Genomic DNA, 17,379 nt, shown 5'->3' on the forward strand with positions numbered 1-17,379 from the left:
TTCTTGGGTATACCGTTTGCCTTTGCTCATAAAACACCTCTTTTTAGAAGTTACAATGTAACTCATTAGGTGTCTAGCAAACTATGGGAAGTCCAGACTATGGATTTATTTTCTGTACTGTAACGTTAATGTTTATTGACCCTTCTTGTGCTGATGATGTGATAGCTGATATGCAAAAGTGCACGCTGCCTGGAGGTTTTAACTTAATTGTCTGTGCGATGAATACTGAAGAAAACCCATGCCCAGTTCCTTTTCCATTTACCTTAAAAGCAGGTCAATTACGTCAGGCGTATCAAGGTTGGGAATTAATTAAGTACAATGAAAACGTTGGTACTATGCATAATGGTGCAAAATTACAATTTGCGACTATGTTGGCGAAAAAGCCTGGTTAGTCAGCATTTGCCACGATCTATAAGTATTTGTTTTTATGGCGTGAGTATACAGCGCAAAACCTTCGTGTAGAGTTAAAGTTTATTCGTCAACGCCATATTGATGCGAATGAGGGCACTTTATTTAAGTGCCCATTTTTTGAAATGGTACGATTCATTCCGATGCTTATACCAATTATCACAACAAATACATTAATTCGATACCTGTGCAGTTAAGCTTATAAGTTCTTAACTGTGGCATATCAAACTATTACACGCTATGAGATAACCCTGGAGTGTTAATGAGAATGACCATGACTACTATTAAATGAGCTACCAGTTTTAACGTCTTTTATTTTTCCATTTTTACTTATGTTGAAATAAAGTATCTCTTTCGTTTTAGTATTGATTGCTTTGACAATGTAGTTTGATTTTTTTTCTTCAACTACTCTAAATTGCTCCTTAGTTACATCGCTCCATGATTTATCAATTTTTCCGACAGACATACCGTGGTCTTTAAAAGAGAGCATTTTGGCAGAAGTTTGTGCTATTTCGATGACTTTTTCAGCATTGACTTTTCCATGACCATCAGAATGAGCAAAAACAGTCGCAGATAGTGCTAAAGACGAAATTAAGATTATTTTTTTAAAGATGTTCATATTACTATTACCTTTACTTTATTGATTAATTACTTAAGACCTTCAATGGCGTATTCACCATTGAAAATAAGTTGAACCTGAATATCGCGATCAGATTTATTTTTCCAGTACCAGCCATGCGAGCCTGCAAATGGTGCGGTAAAACTGCCTTTCATTTCTGTAACCGTCGCGATGGTATAAGATTCGAAATACCCCGTTGTATCTCCCGTTGGCTCACCATGTAAATCGACATATAAGCTTCCACCATCGGTTGTCCACTCATAGCTTGCTTTAGCATGTTTTTGCATGGCCAGCTTATATTCAATACCTTTGCCAGCTGGAACCGTTAAGATAACCGAGTCCTGTTGACCGGCTTTAGAAACCATGGTTGATGTTTGTGAAGGCTCTTCATTAAAAACGGTAAGGCCTAATTCTCCACCGATACCTGTAGGGTCAATATTGTATTCTGCAGGTAAAATAAAAAGCAGCAGTGAAACAATAGCAATTAGTAGTGAAATTACCGTCGCTTTAATTAATGAACGACTTGTTTTTTGTGAATCCATAAATATTTTTCTCATAATGATTAGTTAATATAATTATTTTTTAGTGTTAGATTAATTGATAAAGTAACCTGTTAATTGCATGCCAACGAGCATAAAGCCTGCACTCATTAAGGCGGTATTAGTGGTTTTGGCGAATTTATTAAAACTTGCAAGTTGACGCCAATAATTAATCGCTAACAGAATAAACATCAGCGCAATAAATTGACCTAGTTCAACACCAATATTGAAAGACAATAAGTTTGTCGCAAGCCCTTCGCTAGGCAATTCAAATTCTTGTATCTTGGTTGCTAAACCAAAGCCATGAAATAAACCAAAAATAAGCACCGCTTTTTTAGGGTTAGGTTGCTTGCCAAAAAAATGTTTGAAGCCACCTAAGTTATCAAAGCCTTTATAAACAACTGACAAGCCGATAATGGCATCAATCAAATAAGCATTTACTTGAATATTAGCCAGTACACCCGTCATCAAGGTTAAACTATGACCTACCGTGAACATGCTAACGTAAAGTAAAACATCACGTGTATTACGTAAAAAGAACAAAACGCCCACTAAAAACAGCAAATGGTCATAACCCGTTACCATGTGTTTTGCGCCAATATACATAAATGGCAATATTTGAATGCCGGTATTATTTTGTAAGAAGCTGCGTGTACTATCATCCACTCCGTGAGCGAAGGCTTCAACAGAAGCCATCGCACAGAAAATAAATAATGGGTACAGCAAATACGTTAGTTTAAATTTTCCTAACATTAATTTACCCTTTAGTTGAGATTGAATAAGTGTCTATGTCTTCTACTGTTTTCGTATCTCTTCCATGTAGCAAGCGATACAGAGCGGGCAGAACAAATAGTGTTAATATGGTTGAAGATATAACACCGCCGATAACAACAGTGGCTAAAGGTCTTTGAACCTCAGAGCCTATCCCGGTATTTAGCGCCATTGGAATAAAACCGAGTGACGCGACTAACGCTGTGGTTAATACTGGGCGTAATCGAGTCAGTGCACCTTTAATGATGGCTTCTTCTAAGGCAAACTTATCTTTTCTTAACTCTCTAATAAAAGAAACCATCACCAAGCCATTTAAAATGGCGATGCCTGATAGCGCGATAAAGCCAACCGCAGCAGATATTGAGAAAGGAATATCTCTTAGTACGAGTGCAAATATACCGCCCGTTAAAGCTAACGGAACACCCGTAAAAATAATCATAGAATCTTTAAAAGAGCCTAAAGCAAGCAATAAAAGTCCAATAATTAAAACAAGCGTAACAGGTACAACAACACTTAAACGCTGCGAGGCAGATTGCAGTTTTTGATAAGTACCGCCATATTCAACCCAATACCCAGATGGCATATCAACATTTGCCTCAATAGCTTGCTTAATATCACCAACAAAACTACCTAAATCTCTGCCTCGAACGTTGGCAGTAACAACAACTCGACGTTTACCATTTTCTCTATTTACCTGATTAGCACCATTAACCATTGCAATAGACGCTAGTTCTTGAAGGGGAACATAACCACCACTTGGTAACGCAATTGGTAACTGAGTATAACCATCAACATTATTACGGGTTATTTCAGGTAATCGTACTTTTATATCAAATCGTTTATCGCCTTGATAAAACTTGCCGACGGTTTCTCCACCAATAGCAAGTGCAACTTGCTGCTGTAAATCAGCTTTACTGATAGCATACATCGCCAGTTTTTCATCTTTTGTCACAACAGTAAGAATAGGAAGACCTTTCGTTTGCTCAACCTGAATATCTCTAATGCCTTCGACACCTTCAATCGCTGATTCAATAGACTTACCTAAACTAGCCAAGGCTTCAAAGTCATCACCAAAAACTTTAATCGCAAGCTCAGAGCGAACACCGGCAAGCAATTCATTAAATCGCATTTGTATCGGTTGTAAAAACTCATAGCGATTACCCGGTATTGGCGTAACGATACTTTCAAGTTCTTGAACTAATTGGTCTTTAGATTTATCAGGATTTGGCCACTGATCTCTTGGTTTAAGCATAATAAAGTTATCAGCAACACTCGGTGGCATAGGATCAGTTGCCACATCAGGTGTCCCTATTTTTGCGAAAACCAACTCAACTTCAGGCATTTCCTTAATTTTTGCTTCTAAAATCTTTTGCATTTCAACCGACTGTGAAAGCGAAGTACCTGGAATACGAAGCGCATGCATAGCAATGTCACCTTCATCTAGGTTAGGTACGAACTCGCTACCGAGCTTACTGCCCATAACACTAGCAAAAATCACCAATGAGAACGCCGTTACAACGACAAGCCATCGAGCCTTAAGTACAAAAGATAAAACAGGCTTATACAAAGACTCACTTGCCTTCATAATAATGTTTTCTTTCTCAACAATCGGACCCTTAAACATCAGCGCTATTGCCGCAGGCACAAAAGTGATTGACAGTAGCATTGAGCTTACTAACGCAATAACAACCGTAATCGCCATTGGGTGGAACATTTTCCCTTCAACACCTGATAACGCAAAAATAGGTAAATACACCACGGTAATAATGAAAACACCAAATAGAGCAGGGCGAATAACTTCACGTGTTGCATCAAAGACTAATGCTAGCCTTTCCTTGATTGGCAGTACCTTGCCATTTGAGGCATGACTAAGCCTGCGCATGCAATTTTCGACAATAATAATTGCACCATCAACAAGTAAACCAAAATCAAGTGCCCCTAAGCTCATTAAATTCGCACTTGTTTTAGTTTGTACCATGCCTGTCACTGTCATTAACATCGCAAATGGGATCACAGCAGCGGTAAGCAATGCCGCTCTAAAGTTACCTAGCAAAAGGAACAAGATAACGATAACAAGAATCGCCCCTTCCATCAGGTTCATCTTTACTGTGTCTAAGGTTTTGTTAACGAGATTAGTGCGATCGTAAACCGCATTAGCATTCACACCGGCAGGTAAACCGTTATTAATTTCAGCTAGTTTTTCACCTACCGCTTTAGCAACTTTTTGACTGTTTTCCCCTATCAACATAAATACCGTACTAAGTACGATTTCATGCCCGTCTTGAGTAGCTGCGCCAGTACGTAGCTCTTTACCTTCTTTTACTTGAGCAACGTCTTTGATTTTTAGAAATTGGCCAGTGCGTGTTGCAATCGGAATATTTCCTAAACTGATGACATCTTCAACTTGGCCTGGAATACGCACTAGCCATTGAGCGCCATTTTTTTCGATAAAACCAGCGCCTTTATTTTGGTTATGAGTACCAACAGCAGCGATAACATCTTGTTGGCTTAATCCATGAGCCAAAAGCTTCTCAGGCTCAAGTGTGATTAAAATTTCTCGTTTATAGCCACCAATAGGGTTTACTTCAACAACCCCTTCAACTTGGATCAATTGCGGTCTAATGATCCAATCATGGATTGTTCGAAGATCCGTTGAGGTTATGTCACTTCCATCCTCGTTTTTTGCTCCTGGTTCGGCATCAACGGTAAACATGAAGATTTCGCCCAACCCCGTAGCAATAGGACCAAGTACAGGTGCTAAGCCGGTTGGTAACTCACCGGTGGCTGCATTAAGCTTTTCACCTACAAGTTGTCTGGCGAAATAGATATCAGTGTCATCTGTAAAAATAGCGACAACCTGAGACAAACCATATCGAGAAACAGAGCGCGTACTTTGTAAGCCCGGTACACCAGCTAAAGCCGTTTCAAGCGGATAGGTTACCCTTTGTTCTACCTCTAGCGGTGTATAACCGGGTGCCTCTGTATTTATGATTACCTGCACATTAGTAATATCAGGTACCGCATCTATGGGTAACTTCGTAAAGTTCCATAAGCCGAGCGCTGAAATTGCTAATACAAATACCAGTATTAACTTACTTCGCTCGATTGAAAATTTTAAAATTGATTCCAACATACTACTTCCTTAGTGATCGTGAGACGCACCAGATTTATCGATATCTGCTTTGATGATGTAACTATTTTTTGCCACGTATTCAGTGCCGGCAGCAATACCGCCTAAAACTTCCACCCAGGGTCCTACTTTCCTACCTAAGTCCAACATTCTTACCTCGTATTGCTCATCAACTTTCGCATATACCACGGTGAAGTCGCGAAAAGATTGCAAACCAGCCGATTTTACGGCCATAGGAACGTTATAAGAGTCGAGTAGTATTTCAGCAGAAATGAACTGACCGGCTTTAAGTGAGCCATTAGCATTATCAACCTCAGCTCTAAATAACTTTGCCTGTTCGTTATTAACATTAAATAAAGCATCAAATAATTGCGTTTTAATCACTTTATCGCTGCCAGGTATTGAAATATTAACCAACGAGCCTAGTTTCACTTTTGCCTGATCCATCGGATATACACCCAATTCAGCAATAAGTTTGCTAGTATCAGAAATAGTCAACAGGCTCCTATCACTCGTTTGCTCGCCTGCTCCAGCATTTTGTGCTGTAACAACACCACCTATTGGTGCGTAAACCTTATAGGTTTGAAGGCTCTCATTACCTTCAACCGTCATTAATAATTGCCCCTTTTTAACGCGTTGTCCTAAAACAGCATGCAATGTTTTAATTTCGCCAGGAAATCGAGCGCTGACATGTCGAACGGCATTAGGAGCTACGGTTAATTTCCCAAAAACTTTTAACGTTTCATCGAAAACCTGGCTAACAACAGCTTCTGTTTCAATTTGCATTGCATCTGCAATCTGTTTTGCTATCGCAACACGGCCTTCAAAATTATCGTATGACCATTGATATGTCTTACCTGCATATTTTGCCGTTAACTGCACTTGAAAAGAATGTGGTTCGTATATCTCCATGTCGCCTCGAAGCGTGTTTTGCTCTGCAAAGAAATTAATCTCATCGATAACATTGCCTAGTCGAAAAAGTTTTACATCCACGTCAATATCTTCAGCTGAAATTTTTGCCCCCCTTTTGGTAGCAAAAACTCTAAACTCAGGAGGCATACCATCCTCAAAAATAGATAGCTCGATAGCAAAGTCACCATCACGTAACATTCGCCCGTTATTGGGGCCTTTTTCTACTTCTTCTTTAACGGATTCGATGGCTGATTGCGCATGTACTATGTTGCTAACCGACATGCTCGCTATCGATAACTGTCCCAATAAAATCGCAGTAATAATATTTTTAGTCTTCATTTTTTCTCTCTTACATAGAAATTGATGAGCCTGTTAAGCGCTCTAACTCAATGTTAAATAGTTGAATGTTGGTATAAGCTTGAATCAGCTCTAGCTGCATAGCGTTTAATTCTTGTTGAATGATATATAAATCAGCGAATCGATAGCGGCCAATTTTGTAGGCGTTTACAGCTTTATCACTTGCTAGCTCTAGTGTAGGGATCGTTTCTTGAGACAACTCATCAATAACATGCCGGTTATGCTCAAGCTTATGAGTTAGCAGTAATAATTGCGTAGAAATACGTTTAAACCATGCATCTGATTCAGCCATGCTTTGGTGCTTTTTAGCTTGCAGTGCCATAATCTGTCCACGATTTCTGTTTTCTCCTCCAAGCGGTATGGATATCCCTGCAGTTAATGCGAAATCGTCAATCGCTTCATTTCTTTTGATACCGGTATTAACAGTCCAAGCAGGCTTTTCATTAACTTTTGCTAAGTTAATTTTGGACTCAGCAATACGTTGCTGTGAGGCAAAAACTTTTAAGCGCGGGTTAGACTTTAATTGTTCGTACGCCAACTCAAGCTGTGAAATGGTAGGAATGCCGATTAAAGTCCCGTCTACTTTAAAGTCAGTATCGCCTACCCATTGAGCAGCTAATTGCGCTTTGCTTGCTTCAATTTCGTGTAATAAATCTTCAACAACGAGTTCTTTCTTTGACAGGTCAGCTTTAGCACGTAACTCATCGATAATATTTGCTTTACCAGCGCCGACACGTAAATTTATTTCTTTTAATAATTTTTGTGCCTGATCTCTAGTAAGCTTTGCAAGTGCTAATTGCTCCTTCTGAGATAACAGCGTGATAAATATTTTTGCGGTTTCAGCAGCAATATCAAGTGCTTTAACTTCCTTTTCAAAAATTGATACCGAAGCACTTTGCTTAGCAACCTTGATCTTTGAATCAATAATATCGCGCTCTAACAGCCATGATATACTCATCGTCGTTTGCATACCCGAGACGCCAGAATAGGCTCCTGTTCCCAGAGCATCTTCCACATTTATATTGACAGTTAATGGCCTAGACACACCTGCTTGCGCTAACATCCCTCTAGAAGCATCTAGCTTATGTACAAAGGACTTTAGATCTGGGTGTTGTTTTAACGAAAGACCAATAGCATCATTAAGCGTTATTGTCTGTTGTCCCGAAACGCTAAATGGGATAATAAATCCTGCTAAAATAGTCAGTTTCTTTAGATATAAAAACCGATTGCCAGTCGGTTTCATAGTCAGTTGTACAAAGATAGACAAATTGAGTCCCCTTATATAATTTTATGTAAATTGGTTTTGATAAACCGACTGGTAGTCGGTTTTATGTGTAAAAAAAACTCGCGTTAAGCCTTTAATATTAGTGGCTAAATACTGTTTCTATGATGTGATGAACCCCATCAATTGAGGATAATATTCCAATAAAAATTAAGGTAATGAATAGGGCTGTTAGCCATTTATTTGCTGGTTTTAAAGTTAATTGCCCCAATAAAAAATAAACTCGTTGCTCTAAAATATCAGCACCAAAATTAACAACCAGTTCATTTTCCTTGAGTGGGGTATAATTAGCATTTAACCGTGCAACTTTCACTAACGTTCCTGCGACAAAGGTGGAAGGTACTTCATTTGTCACTACAGCATTATCAGCAGCTTGTTCCATTGCTAACATCATATGAAGTTTCAAATGTTTTGCTAACGTTGGAATGAAAAACTCACAAAATACACTAAATAACCATTTTTTTAAGGGATCATTCATCTGTGCATGCGCTTTTTCATGACCCAAAATTACGTTAACTTCTTCACGGGTCATTTCTTTGAGCATCCCCGAAGTGATAAAGCACTTTTTTCTGATAAAGCCGGCGGTAAACGCGCCTGGATTTGATACCTGAATTTCAAAAATATTGTTATCAATTGGCTGAGATAAGCTCGTTAAACTCAACAGTTTTTTACGGTGAATATTAAGTTTAATTAGCTTGTTAGCAACTAAATAAAACATACAACTTAACGCAATCATTAGCGTTGCTCCATGCCAACTTAACCAGTTGAATTCACTCATGTGATGCCAATGAGCATATTCAGCTTCGGAATCAAAAATGGTCGAGGTCATATAGCCATTCAGAAACAATAGGGCAACAGATATGCTTGCTAACCAAGGTAGTATGACGAGTAGCCAAAGAATGATTTTTCGTGACTCAACTTGTATCGTTAAAAACTGTTGAGCAAGTATGGAAATGAATACTGATACAGAAAAGTTAGCAATAATGAACGATAGAACAAGAATAGTCGATATGTTGAGCCAGATAGCTAATTGACCTTCAATCATGACTTATTTGTCCTGCGCTAGCTTTATACGTTGAGCTTCAATTAACGCGTCAAGTTTATCTAATTGTTCTTCATTAAAATCTTGTGAAATAGATGAAAAGGCAGCGACTAAGCTATTTTCATCGGTAACAAAATCATTGGTGACTGACTTGATAAGTTGCCCAATCAATTCATGTCTACCAATCTTAGGTTGATATTGATACGCATTGATAACTTTATAACGAGACAACAACTCTTTTTTATATAATCTATCTAAAGTGCTTTGGTATGTATTTAAACTGCCGCCTCGAATCTTTTCAAAATGATTGTAGACTTCTTTTACATCAGCAGATTTATGTTGCCATAAGTACTGTAAAACCATTTTTTCTAATTCACCAAGTTGCATAATATCTACCTTTAAAACAAAACCGATTAACGCTGGGTTTAATGTATACCAACCAAAACCTATCGTCAATCGGTTTTAATAAAAAGTCAGATGATATCTAGTATGCTAGCGGGCAACACCAGTAACTCTACTGTAATAGAGCAATAAAAAACTAATCAATTGATTTTGTTTTACATAAATGTGTTCTGATCAACTTTTTTGCTTTAATAGCTTTTATTGTTAAACACCTGAGCGTAAAATGATAACAAGTAGGGCATGCAGATATTTATCAAGGTTTATCAAGAACAAACTGTAATTTTTGCTTCGCGCAGCGCTGTTAGTTTGCATGTTGGCTGCTATATTTAACAACTGATAATTTGTTAGCGAGAGTATTTTAGTGATTTCAAAGTTACCCCGTTGGGTGGAATATGGCTCTTTCTTGCTAGCACTTATTGCTGGGCTAGTTAACGCAATTGGTTTACTGGGCTTTAAGCATCAATCTATTTCGCACTTGTCAGGTACAGCAACGTTAATTGGCACGGGAATGTTCAATTCAACAGCCGCTGATGTACTGCATTTATCCATTGTGGTTCTTAGTTTTGTTATTGGCGCGGCAATATCCGGTTATTTCTTACGTAATGGCGCATTGAAGTTAGGTAGAAACTACAGTGGCTTACTTTATGTTGAAGTGATATTTCTTGTTGGTGCAACATACTTCCTTACGAATGACTCCTTAAATGGGCATTATTTAGCTTCAGCAGCTTGTGGACTTCAAAACGCTCTTGCGAGCACCTTTAGCGGCGCTATTATCAGAACGACTCATGTTACCGGTATATTTACCGACTTAGGTATTATGTTAGGAGCTAAGTTGCGGGGCGAAGTGTTTGATAAACGCAAAGCACTGTTGTTAGTTTTGATCATTACCGGTTTTATTATGGGTGGTACTTCAGGCGCATTCTTTTTTAGCCTTTATAAATTCCACGCGTTATTTATTCCTGCCAGTTTATGTTTGTTATTGGCTTTATCGTATTCACTCTACAATGCCAAGGTCAGCAGTTAAAGCTAAGCATTATTGTCAGCAGCTAGGTATAGTGTGTAGCGCTTACTTTCAATGCGGCGATTAGTCACCATTTTTAAAACTATTTGCTAGCTATTTAGCGGCAAGTGACATAATTGTCGCGAGTCCTTGGTAAAATGCACTTACAGTGCATAATTTTCTGATGTTCTCTCGCTGATTTTATACTTATCCCGAAAAAGTTTTGGTAGAATTGCCGCATTGAAATTTAGCTGAGGAATTGAACTTTGTTTGCTGGTCGCTTTAATGATATTAGTTTTAAAGGTGATATATTTGGTGGTGTTACAACGGCAATTATATCTTTACCCTTGGCACTCGCTTTTGGTGTTGCCTCTGGTGCAGGTGCAGAAGCCGGACTTTGGGGCGCTATTTTAGTTGGCCTTTTTGCCGCTTTATTTGGTGGCTCTACATCCCTGATCTCTGAGCCTACCGGCCCTATGACCGTAATAATGACTGCGGTACTTACCAGCATGATGGCAAAATATCCTGAATCGGGTATGGCGATGGGTTTTACTGTAGTGATGATGGCAGGTGCCTTTCAAATACTCATTGGTACACTCAAACTTGGTAAATATGTCACTTTAATGCCATATAGTGTGGTTTCTGGCTTTATGTCAGGTATTGGCGTTATTTTAATTATTCTACAATTATCACCACTTTTAGGCCAAGCGGCTCCGCCAGGTGGCGTTTTAGGCACAATTTCAGCTTTACCCAATATTTTAACGAATATTAATTTTAGTGAGTTACTGCTAGGCATTTTAACGCTAGCGGTGTTGTTCTTTTTTCCAAAACACTATCGTAAATATGTGCCTGCGCAGTTAGTAGCGCTTGTTGCTATTACCATATTATCCGTTTTATTTTTTGACACTGACAGCATTCGACGTATCGGTGAAATACCAGCCGGTTTACCATCAATTGTTATCCCGCATTTTAACGCTGATATGTTTATGACCATGATTGTCGATGCTTTGGTACTCGGTACCTTAGGTTGTATCGACACTTTATTAACAGCGGTTATTGGTGATTCATTAACGCGCACTGAGCACGACTCAGACAAGGAGCTTCGCGGGCAAGGCCTTGCTAATATGATTTCTGGTTTATTTGGCGCATTACCTGGTGCGGGCGCTACTATGGGCACAGTTACCAATATTCAGGTTGGCGCTCGTTCTCCTTTATCAGGGATTGTTAGGGCGCTAGTGCTTGCCTTAGTGGTGTTAATGGCTGGCGGATTAACAGAGCCTATTCCTATGGCTGTTCTAGCCGGTATTGCCGTGTATGTCGGTTTTAATATTTTAGATTGGAGTTTTATACAACGCGCACATAAAGTCAGCTTACAAGGCATGATGATCATGTATGGGGTAATGCTACTTACCGTGTTTGTTGACTTAATTGTTGCAGTAGGGCTTGGCGTATTTATTTCTAATATCATTATTATCGAGCAATTAAGTAGAGAGCAAGCAAGACAAGTAAAAGCTATTAGTGATAACGATCAAGATGTTGTGCCACTTACGGACAGTGAACGTGTATTACTTGATAGAGCCAACGGTAAAGTGCTGTTCTTCTATTTATCAGGGCCGATGATTTTTAGCGTTTCAAAAGCTATATCACGACAACATAGCAGTGTCGGTGACTACCAAGCGATGATTTTAGATTTAACTGACGTTCCCATGTTTGACGTTACGGTTGGCTTAGCACTTGAAAACGCAATTAAAGATGCTCAAGAAGCCAATTGCGCGGTGTTAATACTTTGTCCTAATGAACAAACTCGCCAACAATTAGCTAAATTTGATTTGTTAGACATGGTGCCAAAAGAAAACATTTATGATTTTCGTCATGAAGCACTTTTAGCGTCATTAACCTATGTTGAAAGTATTTCAAATGACGAACGTTAATGCATATGACTCGCTTCAAGTATTATCTTGCGTTAGTTAAATACACGCTATAAACCAGTAACTGTGCACAAGCAAGGCTTACAATAAGTTTTGCTTGTGTTGCAATCTAATTATTCTCGACAGTTTCATCCCACAACGACTTGCTAACAATTAATCACTATCGATTTTTTCTTTGATTTTCTAGGTAAAACCACCGTCACTTTCACAACCTTGAACAGTCGCTCAAATATTGCTTGAACGACTGTTCATGTCAGTTTATAGTAGTCGTAACTTTAAGAACCGCCATTTCAGGTTTTCACAATTGACAGGTTATATATGATCAAATTTTATTTTCACCCAACACCCAATCCTATGAAAGTTGCTCTGTGCCTAGAAGAGTTGGCATTGCCTTATGAATTAATACCTGTTGATACTTTGAAAGGTCAACAACATACAGCAGAATATCGAGTCATTAATCCTAATGGTAAAGCGCCGTCAATTGTCGATAACGGCAAGCGGGTATTCGATTCAAACGCCATTTTAATGTACTTATCTGAAAGAACAGGTGCATTGGCGGGGAAAACAGAAGATCGCAGCGAAATGTTGTCTTGGTTAATGTTTTTAGCTACGGGGTTAGCGCCATTTTCTGGTCAGTCTGTTCACTTTAGACATGCAGCACCTGAGCAAGTACCTTATGCCATTAACCGCTACCTGTTTGAAGCAAAACGCCATTATCAAGTCCTAGAAATACATATGGAAGGGCGTGAATATATCGTTGGCGATGAATTTTCAATTGCTGATATTTCTGCTTGGGGCTGGATTGATAAAGCGGCGGTAGTGTTAGGCGAAGAGGGTTTAGCCAGTTACCCAAATATCAAACGTTGGTTTGAGAATATTAATGCTCGCCCTGCAGTAGAACGAGCACGCAATATTGCTAAAGATTTAGTATTTAAATCTGATTTTGATGATGAAGCAGCACGTGCTCTTTACCCACAAAACTTCACTGAATAAGCATAAAATTTTAGGACTCATAAAATGAAAGAGCAATATACACCACCAAAAGTATGGACTCATGATGCCGAAAGCGGTGGTAAATGGGCAAGTATCAATCGCCCAGTGTCGGGTGCTACGCATACCAGAACATTACCTGTAGGTGAACACGCTTTGCAGCTGTATTCAATGGGAACACCTAATGGCCAAAAAGTCACTATCATGCTAGAAGAATTGTTAGCCTTAGGTAAGCCAGCTGAATATGATGCCCACATGATCAAAATTACCGAAGGTGAGCAATTTTCATCAGGCTTTGTGGATATTAATCCTAATTCGAAAATACCAGCTTTGGTTGATCACACACCTGAAGGTGCTGAAACGGTATTTGAATCGGCCTCTATCTTAGTTTATTTAGCAGAAAAGTATTCGGCATTATTACCTGAAAAAAGCACGCAGCGTACACAAGTGATGAATTGGTTATTTTGGTTACACGGCTCAGCGCCTTATTTAGGTGGTGGTTTTGGCCATTTTTATGCTTATGCACCAGAAAAATTTGAATATGCTATTGACCGTTTTACCATGGAAACTAAGCGCCAATTAGACGTGTTAGATAAGCAGTTAGCCAAACATGAATTTATTGCGGGTGATGAGTACACCATTGCCGATATCGCTACTTGGCCCTGGTATGGTAATTTGATCCTGGGTAAGCTTTACGATGCTAAAGACTTTTTACAAGTTGCAGACTATAGCCACATTCAACGTTGGGCTAAAGCAATGCTAGCTAGACCCGCAGTTCAACGTGGTTGTATCGTTAATCGAACATGGGGTGAAGCTTGGGAGCAGCTTGAAAACCGTCATAGTGCTGAAGATATTGACAAAGTTTTAGCGCTTAAGCCCATTTAGATGACGTACAACAACGATAAATGATAAAATTAAAAATCGAGTACCATGACTGTTATCGTTACTGTTACTTGATTTTTATCGTTTATTTATTATTAAGTAGGGGCTTTAAGTAGATATGAGTACCAAAGCAAAATTTGATCGCGACGAAGTGATTGAAAAAGCCAAAAACCTTTATTGGCAAAAAGGCTATCACGCCACATCAATGAGAAATTTACAAGATGTTATTGATATGCGCCCCGGTAGTATTTATGCAGCTTTTGGCAGTAAAGACAATTTATTTAAAGAGGCCTTAAAATGTTATGCACAAGAAAGTGCAAAGCATCTGGCTAATTGTATAGCAGAAAAACCTAAAGCACTGGCAGGTTTAAAGTTATTCATGAATCGTGTGGCAGTATGCAATGATAACTCAGCGCCAAATGGCATGTGTATGATCGTTAAAAGTATTGCAGAGTTAACACAAAACGATAGCCCTGAGTTACTGACTGTCGCAAAGCAAATATTAGTTAATGTGGAAGCGGCGTTCGCTGATATTTTTCAACAAGCAATAAACCAAGGTGAACTCAATAAAGATAAAGATCCCGCAGAGTTAGCTCGATTTTTACAAATTCAACTTATTGGTTTAAAAACCTATGCTCAAGTCACTAACAATAGTACCTTGATTGAAAATTATATTGACGATATTTTCCTTCGATTACAAGCTTGATAATAATTTTATTGATAAAATCAATGAGCTGTTAGCATTAGGCCAAGCATACCTAACACAAATCCTAGCAAGGCACCCATTGGTGGTGCCCAGTGCTTTTCTAACTTAACTTGTGGTGCCAAATCTTGGAAAATAGAGTAAAGAATGCCACCCGAAGCAAATAACATAATCGCTGAAATAGCCTGTGGAAACTCTGACAACCAAAGGTAGCCTGAAATACCAGAAATAGGACCTAGTACTGCCATTAAGGCAAACATCAGGATGATTTTTTTCGGTTTGTAAGCTGCGGTTGAATTTAGTTCTCGATAGGCACTAAAACCTTCTGGTAAGTTTTGTAAACCAATAAGCGCAGCAAGTAAAAAGGCGTTACTGTTACCGGTGGCGAAAGCAGCACCGAGTGCAATAGACTCAGGAATAAAATCAGACAACATTGCGGCCAGTTGACTGGCCGGCGTATTAATTTTTTTAAGAAAAATATCAAGCAGCATAAAACAAATACCACCAGTGATAAACCAGATACTTGCCGTCAATGGCATTAGGTTTTCAATACCTTCGGGTACTAATACTAAGGCAACAGCAGATAACAACGCACCAGCGCCAAAGGCGGTAATGCCATGCCTTAATTCATCTTCAATTAACTGGTTATCAATTTTTTCAAAGTATGCGAATACCGCGCCTAAAGCCATTGCTAAGCCTGAAAGCAATGAGCATGCGATCACAATGAACAGAGTAGTCATATTGGTTTCCATAATGAGCTAATTGATACCTACAGCATTTAAAAACGGATTAAGGTTAACTAACAGTAAATTTCCAGGTGGTTACGTCAACAATACCTAAGTCAACAACACCTGAGTCAACATCACCATTAAATAATCCATGTTTATAGAACAAGCCTCACTTTCAAGCATGCAAAATTACATTACAGCCAAGTGATAGCGAGGCGAATACTCAGTATTACTGGGCGTCTTTAAAAATTTCGTTTAATTTGCCAGCAAGGCGAACACCGGCTTTAGACATTTGTTTATTCAGTAGCGGGGTATTTTTGTAAGCATATTGATAGCCAATATTTTTGTCTTTAGGCAGGTCATAAACCTTGTCTCGTAATGCTTTAGAATCTTTAGCCCAATCTAAATAGTTAGCGGCTTGCCAAGTAGCTACTGTGCTTTGCGTGTAATTGTTTAAAAAATTAGCATATTCTGTATACGAGAGTTTTTGATTATCAATTAATGACGAATCCCAAACCGCATGAAGCCTTGTTTCTTTACCAAACCAGTTCACGTTAATATCATTTCCGCCACGGTCATCTCTGCGACCCACATGCAATGGTTGGTGAATATCGCCAGTAAAATGAATATAAAATGCCAGTGCTTGCCATTTTTTTTCACGGCTAAGTGTTTTGTCTCTAAGCTGTTGCTCAAAGTCAGACAAGGCTTTCAATACATCGCCATCTTTAGCGCGAGCAAGGCCGACAAAAGATTCATCATCATCAACAGAAACATAATGCCAAGGCTTAGCAAAATCCCAGTGTTTATCTGAGCGAATTTCATCAGGCCAATTAGCTAACTTTGCTAAAGGGTCGCCATTAGTTATTTGCATCAGCGCCGCTTTAGCGTCCGAGGTTAAATTGTTTTCTGCTATATCAGCAACAATACGGTGCCCGTTTGGGCCAAGTGCGAATGTAGAAGTGCTTAAAAATGATAATAAGAGTATTACTTTGACGTTAAATTTATTTCTCATGTACAAGGGTCCTGAGGGTATTATTTGTGCAGTAAGTACTAAAGCACATGTTTACCCACTAATTTACCTAATTTAACGGTAACTGACCATAACCATTGAGAATATTTATTAATAACTTAGCTTGATTTAACTTCAGTTAACTGAACATGGACAATGAGTAATGAGTGGCTTAACAACAACATTATTCAGCGCGATGTTAGCGCAGCTGAGATTAACGCGTAAACAAGAATAGTGCATCTTATAACGTTAAATACACTTTACGGGGCAAACTTACAGAGAAAATAGTAATAGAATCTATTATTAACTGTCGATACTACGAATGATAAAGGTAACACATAACCGTGCAAGTATTTGAATTTATTATATTAAAACCTTTTACTCTAAAGCCTTTATATTAGTTAATTAATGAAAAAAAGCGTGTTAATTAAAATATAAAACATGCTCTAAAACTTGTTAGATACTCAAAAAATCAAGCTTATAATAAGCTATTGGCATCACCACATCGTGTACCCACTTCACTCAAGAGCAAGAGTAATCAAAGCGCATCACTTTATTAATATTGAGTAAAAATAAAATATAAACGAGCAATGTTACGAATTTGTCTTTGTTATAAATTAAACAGTTTTTGCTTAGTGCATAATTTAATGAAAAAATTTATAAATAAATTATAAAAC

At 38.5% G+C, this 17,379-nt stretch carries 16 protein-coding genes; 6 read left to right on the forward strand and 10 right to left on the reverse strand.

What is annotated here, in order from left to right; translation table 11 throughout:
* Positions 1-83 precede the first annotated feature (83 nt).
* On the forward strand, positions 84-392 hold the full coding sequence (locus tag B0169_RS10185) for a tellurite resistance protein TehB (RefSeq protein ID WP_077285880.1): 309 nt from the start codon (positions 84-86) through the stop codon (positions 390-392).
* A 275-nt stretch (positions 393-667) separates the two neighbouring features.
* On the opposite strand, the gene B0169_RS10190 is transcribed toward B0169_RS10185, so the two are convergent.
* From B0169_RS10190 to B0169_RS10225, 8 genes are all read right to left on the reverse strand, one after another.
* Positions 668-1,027, reverse strand: a complete 360-nt coding sequence (locus B0169_RS10190; protein ID WP_077285881.1) for a DUF6488 family protein — start codon at positions 1,025-1,027, stop codon at positions 668-670.
* A 29-nt stretch (positions 1,028-1,056) separates the two neighbouring features.
* A complete protein-coding gene (locus B0169_RS10195; RefSeq protein ID WP_077286127.1) occupies positions 1,057-1,569 on the reverse strand; it encodes a hypothetical protein in 513 nt (170 codons plus the stop codon).
* Between the two features lie 51 nt (positions 1,570-1,620).
* Positions 1,621-2,262 carry a HupE/UreJ family protein gene (locus tag B0169_RS10200; protein WP_235838550.1) on the reverse strand — a complete coding sequence of 214 codons (642 nt, stop codon included), beginning with the start codon at positions 2,260-2,262 and terminating at the stop codon, positions 1,621-1,623.
* Between the two features lie 61 nt (positions 2,263-2,323).
* A complete protein-coding gene (locus tag B0169_RS10205) occupies positions 2,324-5,470 on the reverse strand; it encodes an efflux RND transporter permease subunit (protein WP_077285883.1) in 3,147 nt (1,048 codons plus the stop codon).
* Positions 5,471-5,479: 9 nt separating this feature from the next.
* Positions 5,480-6,718 (reverse strand): efflux RND transporter periplasmic adaptor subunit, encoded by a 1,239-nt coding sequence (locus B0169_RS10210; protein ID WP_077285884.1) that lies wholly within the window; start codon positions 6,716-6,718, stop codon positions 5,480-5,482.
* A 10-nt stretch (positions 6,719-6,728) separates the two neighbouring features.
* Complete coding sequence (locus B0169_RS10215) at positions 6,729-8,003, reverse strand: TolC family protein (RefSeq protein WP_143323510.1); 1,275 nt, start codon at positions 8,001-8,003, stop codon at positions 6,729-6,731.
* 97 nt (positions 8,004-8,100) lie between these two features.
* The gene (locus B0169_RS10220) at positions 8,101-9,063 is read right to left on the reverse strand and encodes a M56 family metallopeptidase (protein WP_077285885.1); all 963 of its coding nucleotides are present in this window, start codon (positions 9,061-9,063) and stop codon (positions 8,101-8,103) included.
* 3 nt (positions 9,064-9,066) lie between these two features.
* Positions 9,067-9,447: a BlaI/MecI/CopY family transcriptional regulator gene (locus tag B0169_RS10225; protein WP_077286129.1), complete on the reverse strand. Its 381-nt coding sequence runs from the start codon at positions 9,445-9,447 to the stop codon at positions 9,067-9,069.
* A 376-nt stretch (positions 9,448-9,823) separates the two neighbouring features.
* On the opposite strand from B0169_RS10225, the gene B0169_RS10230 reads away from it, so the two are divergent.
* The 5 genes from B0169_RS10230 (at position 9,824) to B0169_RS10250 (ending at position 14,968) form a co-directional block, all read left to right on the forward strand.
* On the forward strand, positions 9,824-10,486 hold the full coding sequence (locus B0169_RS10230; protein WP_077285886.1) for a YoaK family protein: 663 nt from the start codon (positions 9,824-9,826) through the stop codon (positions 10,484-10,486).
* A 242-nt stretch (positions 10,487-10,728) separates the two neighbouring features.
* Complete coding sequence (locus B0169_RS10235) at positions 10,729-12,393, forward strand: SulP family inorganic anion transporter (RefSeq protein ID WP_077285887.1); 1,665 nt, start codon at positions 10,729-10,731, stop codon at positions 12,391-12,393.
* A gap of 315 nt (positions 12,394-12,708) precedes the next feature.
* Positions 12,709-13,383: a glutathione S-transferase family protein gene (locus B0169_RS10240; protein WP_077285888.1), complete on the forward strand. Its 675-nt coding sequence runs from the start codon at positions 12,709-12,711 to the stop codon at positions 13,381-13,383.
* A 24-nt stretch (positions 13,384-13,407) separates the two neighbouring features.
* Complete coding sequence (gene yghU, locus B0169_RS10245; protein WP_077285889.1) at positions 13,408-14,265, forward strand: glutathione-dependent disulfide-bond oxidoreductase; 858 nt, start codon at positions 13,408-13,410, stop codon at positions 14,263-14,265.
* A 115-nt stretch (positions 14,266-14,380) separates the two neighbouring features.
* On the forward strand, positions 14,381-14,968 hold the full coding sequence (locus tag B0169_RS10250; RefSeq protein ID WP_077285890.1) for a TetR/AcrR family transcriptional regulator: 588 nt from the start codon (positions 14,381-14,383) through the stop codon (positions 14,966-14,968).
* Positions 14,969-14,988: 20 nt separating this feature from the next.
* Here B0169_RS10250 and B0169_RS10255 read toward each other — a convergent pair whose 3' ends face one another.
* Together B0169_RS10255 and B0169_RS10260 are read right to left on the reverse strand one after the other, a co-directional pair.
* Positions 14,989-15,705 carry a ZIP family metal transporter gene (locus tag B0169_RS10255; RefSeq protein WP_077286130.1) on the reverse strand — a complete coding sequence of 239 codons (717 nt, stop codon included), beginning with the start codon at positions 15,703-15,705 and terminating at the stop codon, positions 14,989-14,991.
* A 217-nt stretch (positions 15,706-15,922) separates the two neighbouring features.
* Positions 15,923-16,705: a S1/P1 nuclease gene (locus B0169_RS10260; protein ID WP_077285891.1), complete on the reverse strand. Its 783-nt coding sequence runs from the start codon at positions 16,703-16,705 to the stop codon at positions 15,923-15,925.
* Between the last annotated feature and the right edge of the window lie 674 nt (positions 16,706-17,379).

The organism is Cognaticolwellia aestuarii, from assembly GCF_002000025.1.
In the GTDB taxonomy this organism is placed as follows: domain Bacteria; phylum Pseudomonadota; class Gammaproteobacteria; order Enterobacterales; family Alteromonadaceae; genus Cognaticolwellia; species Cognaticolwellia aestuarii.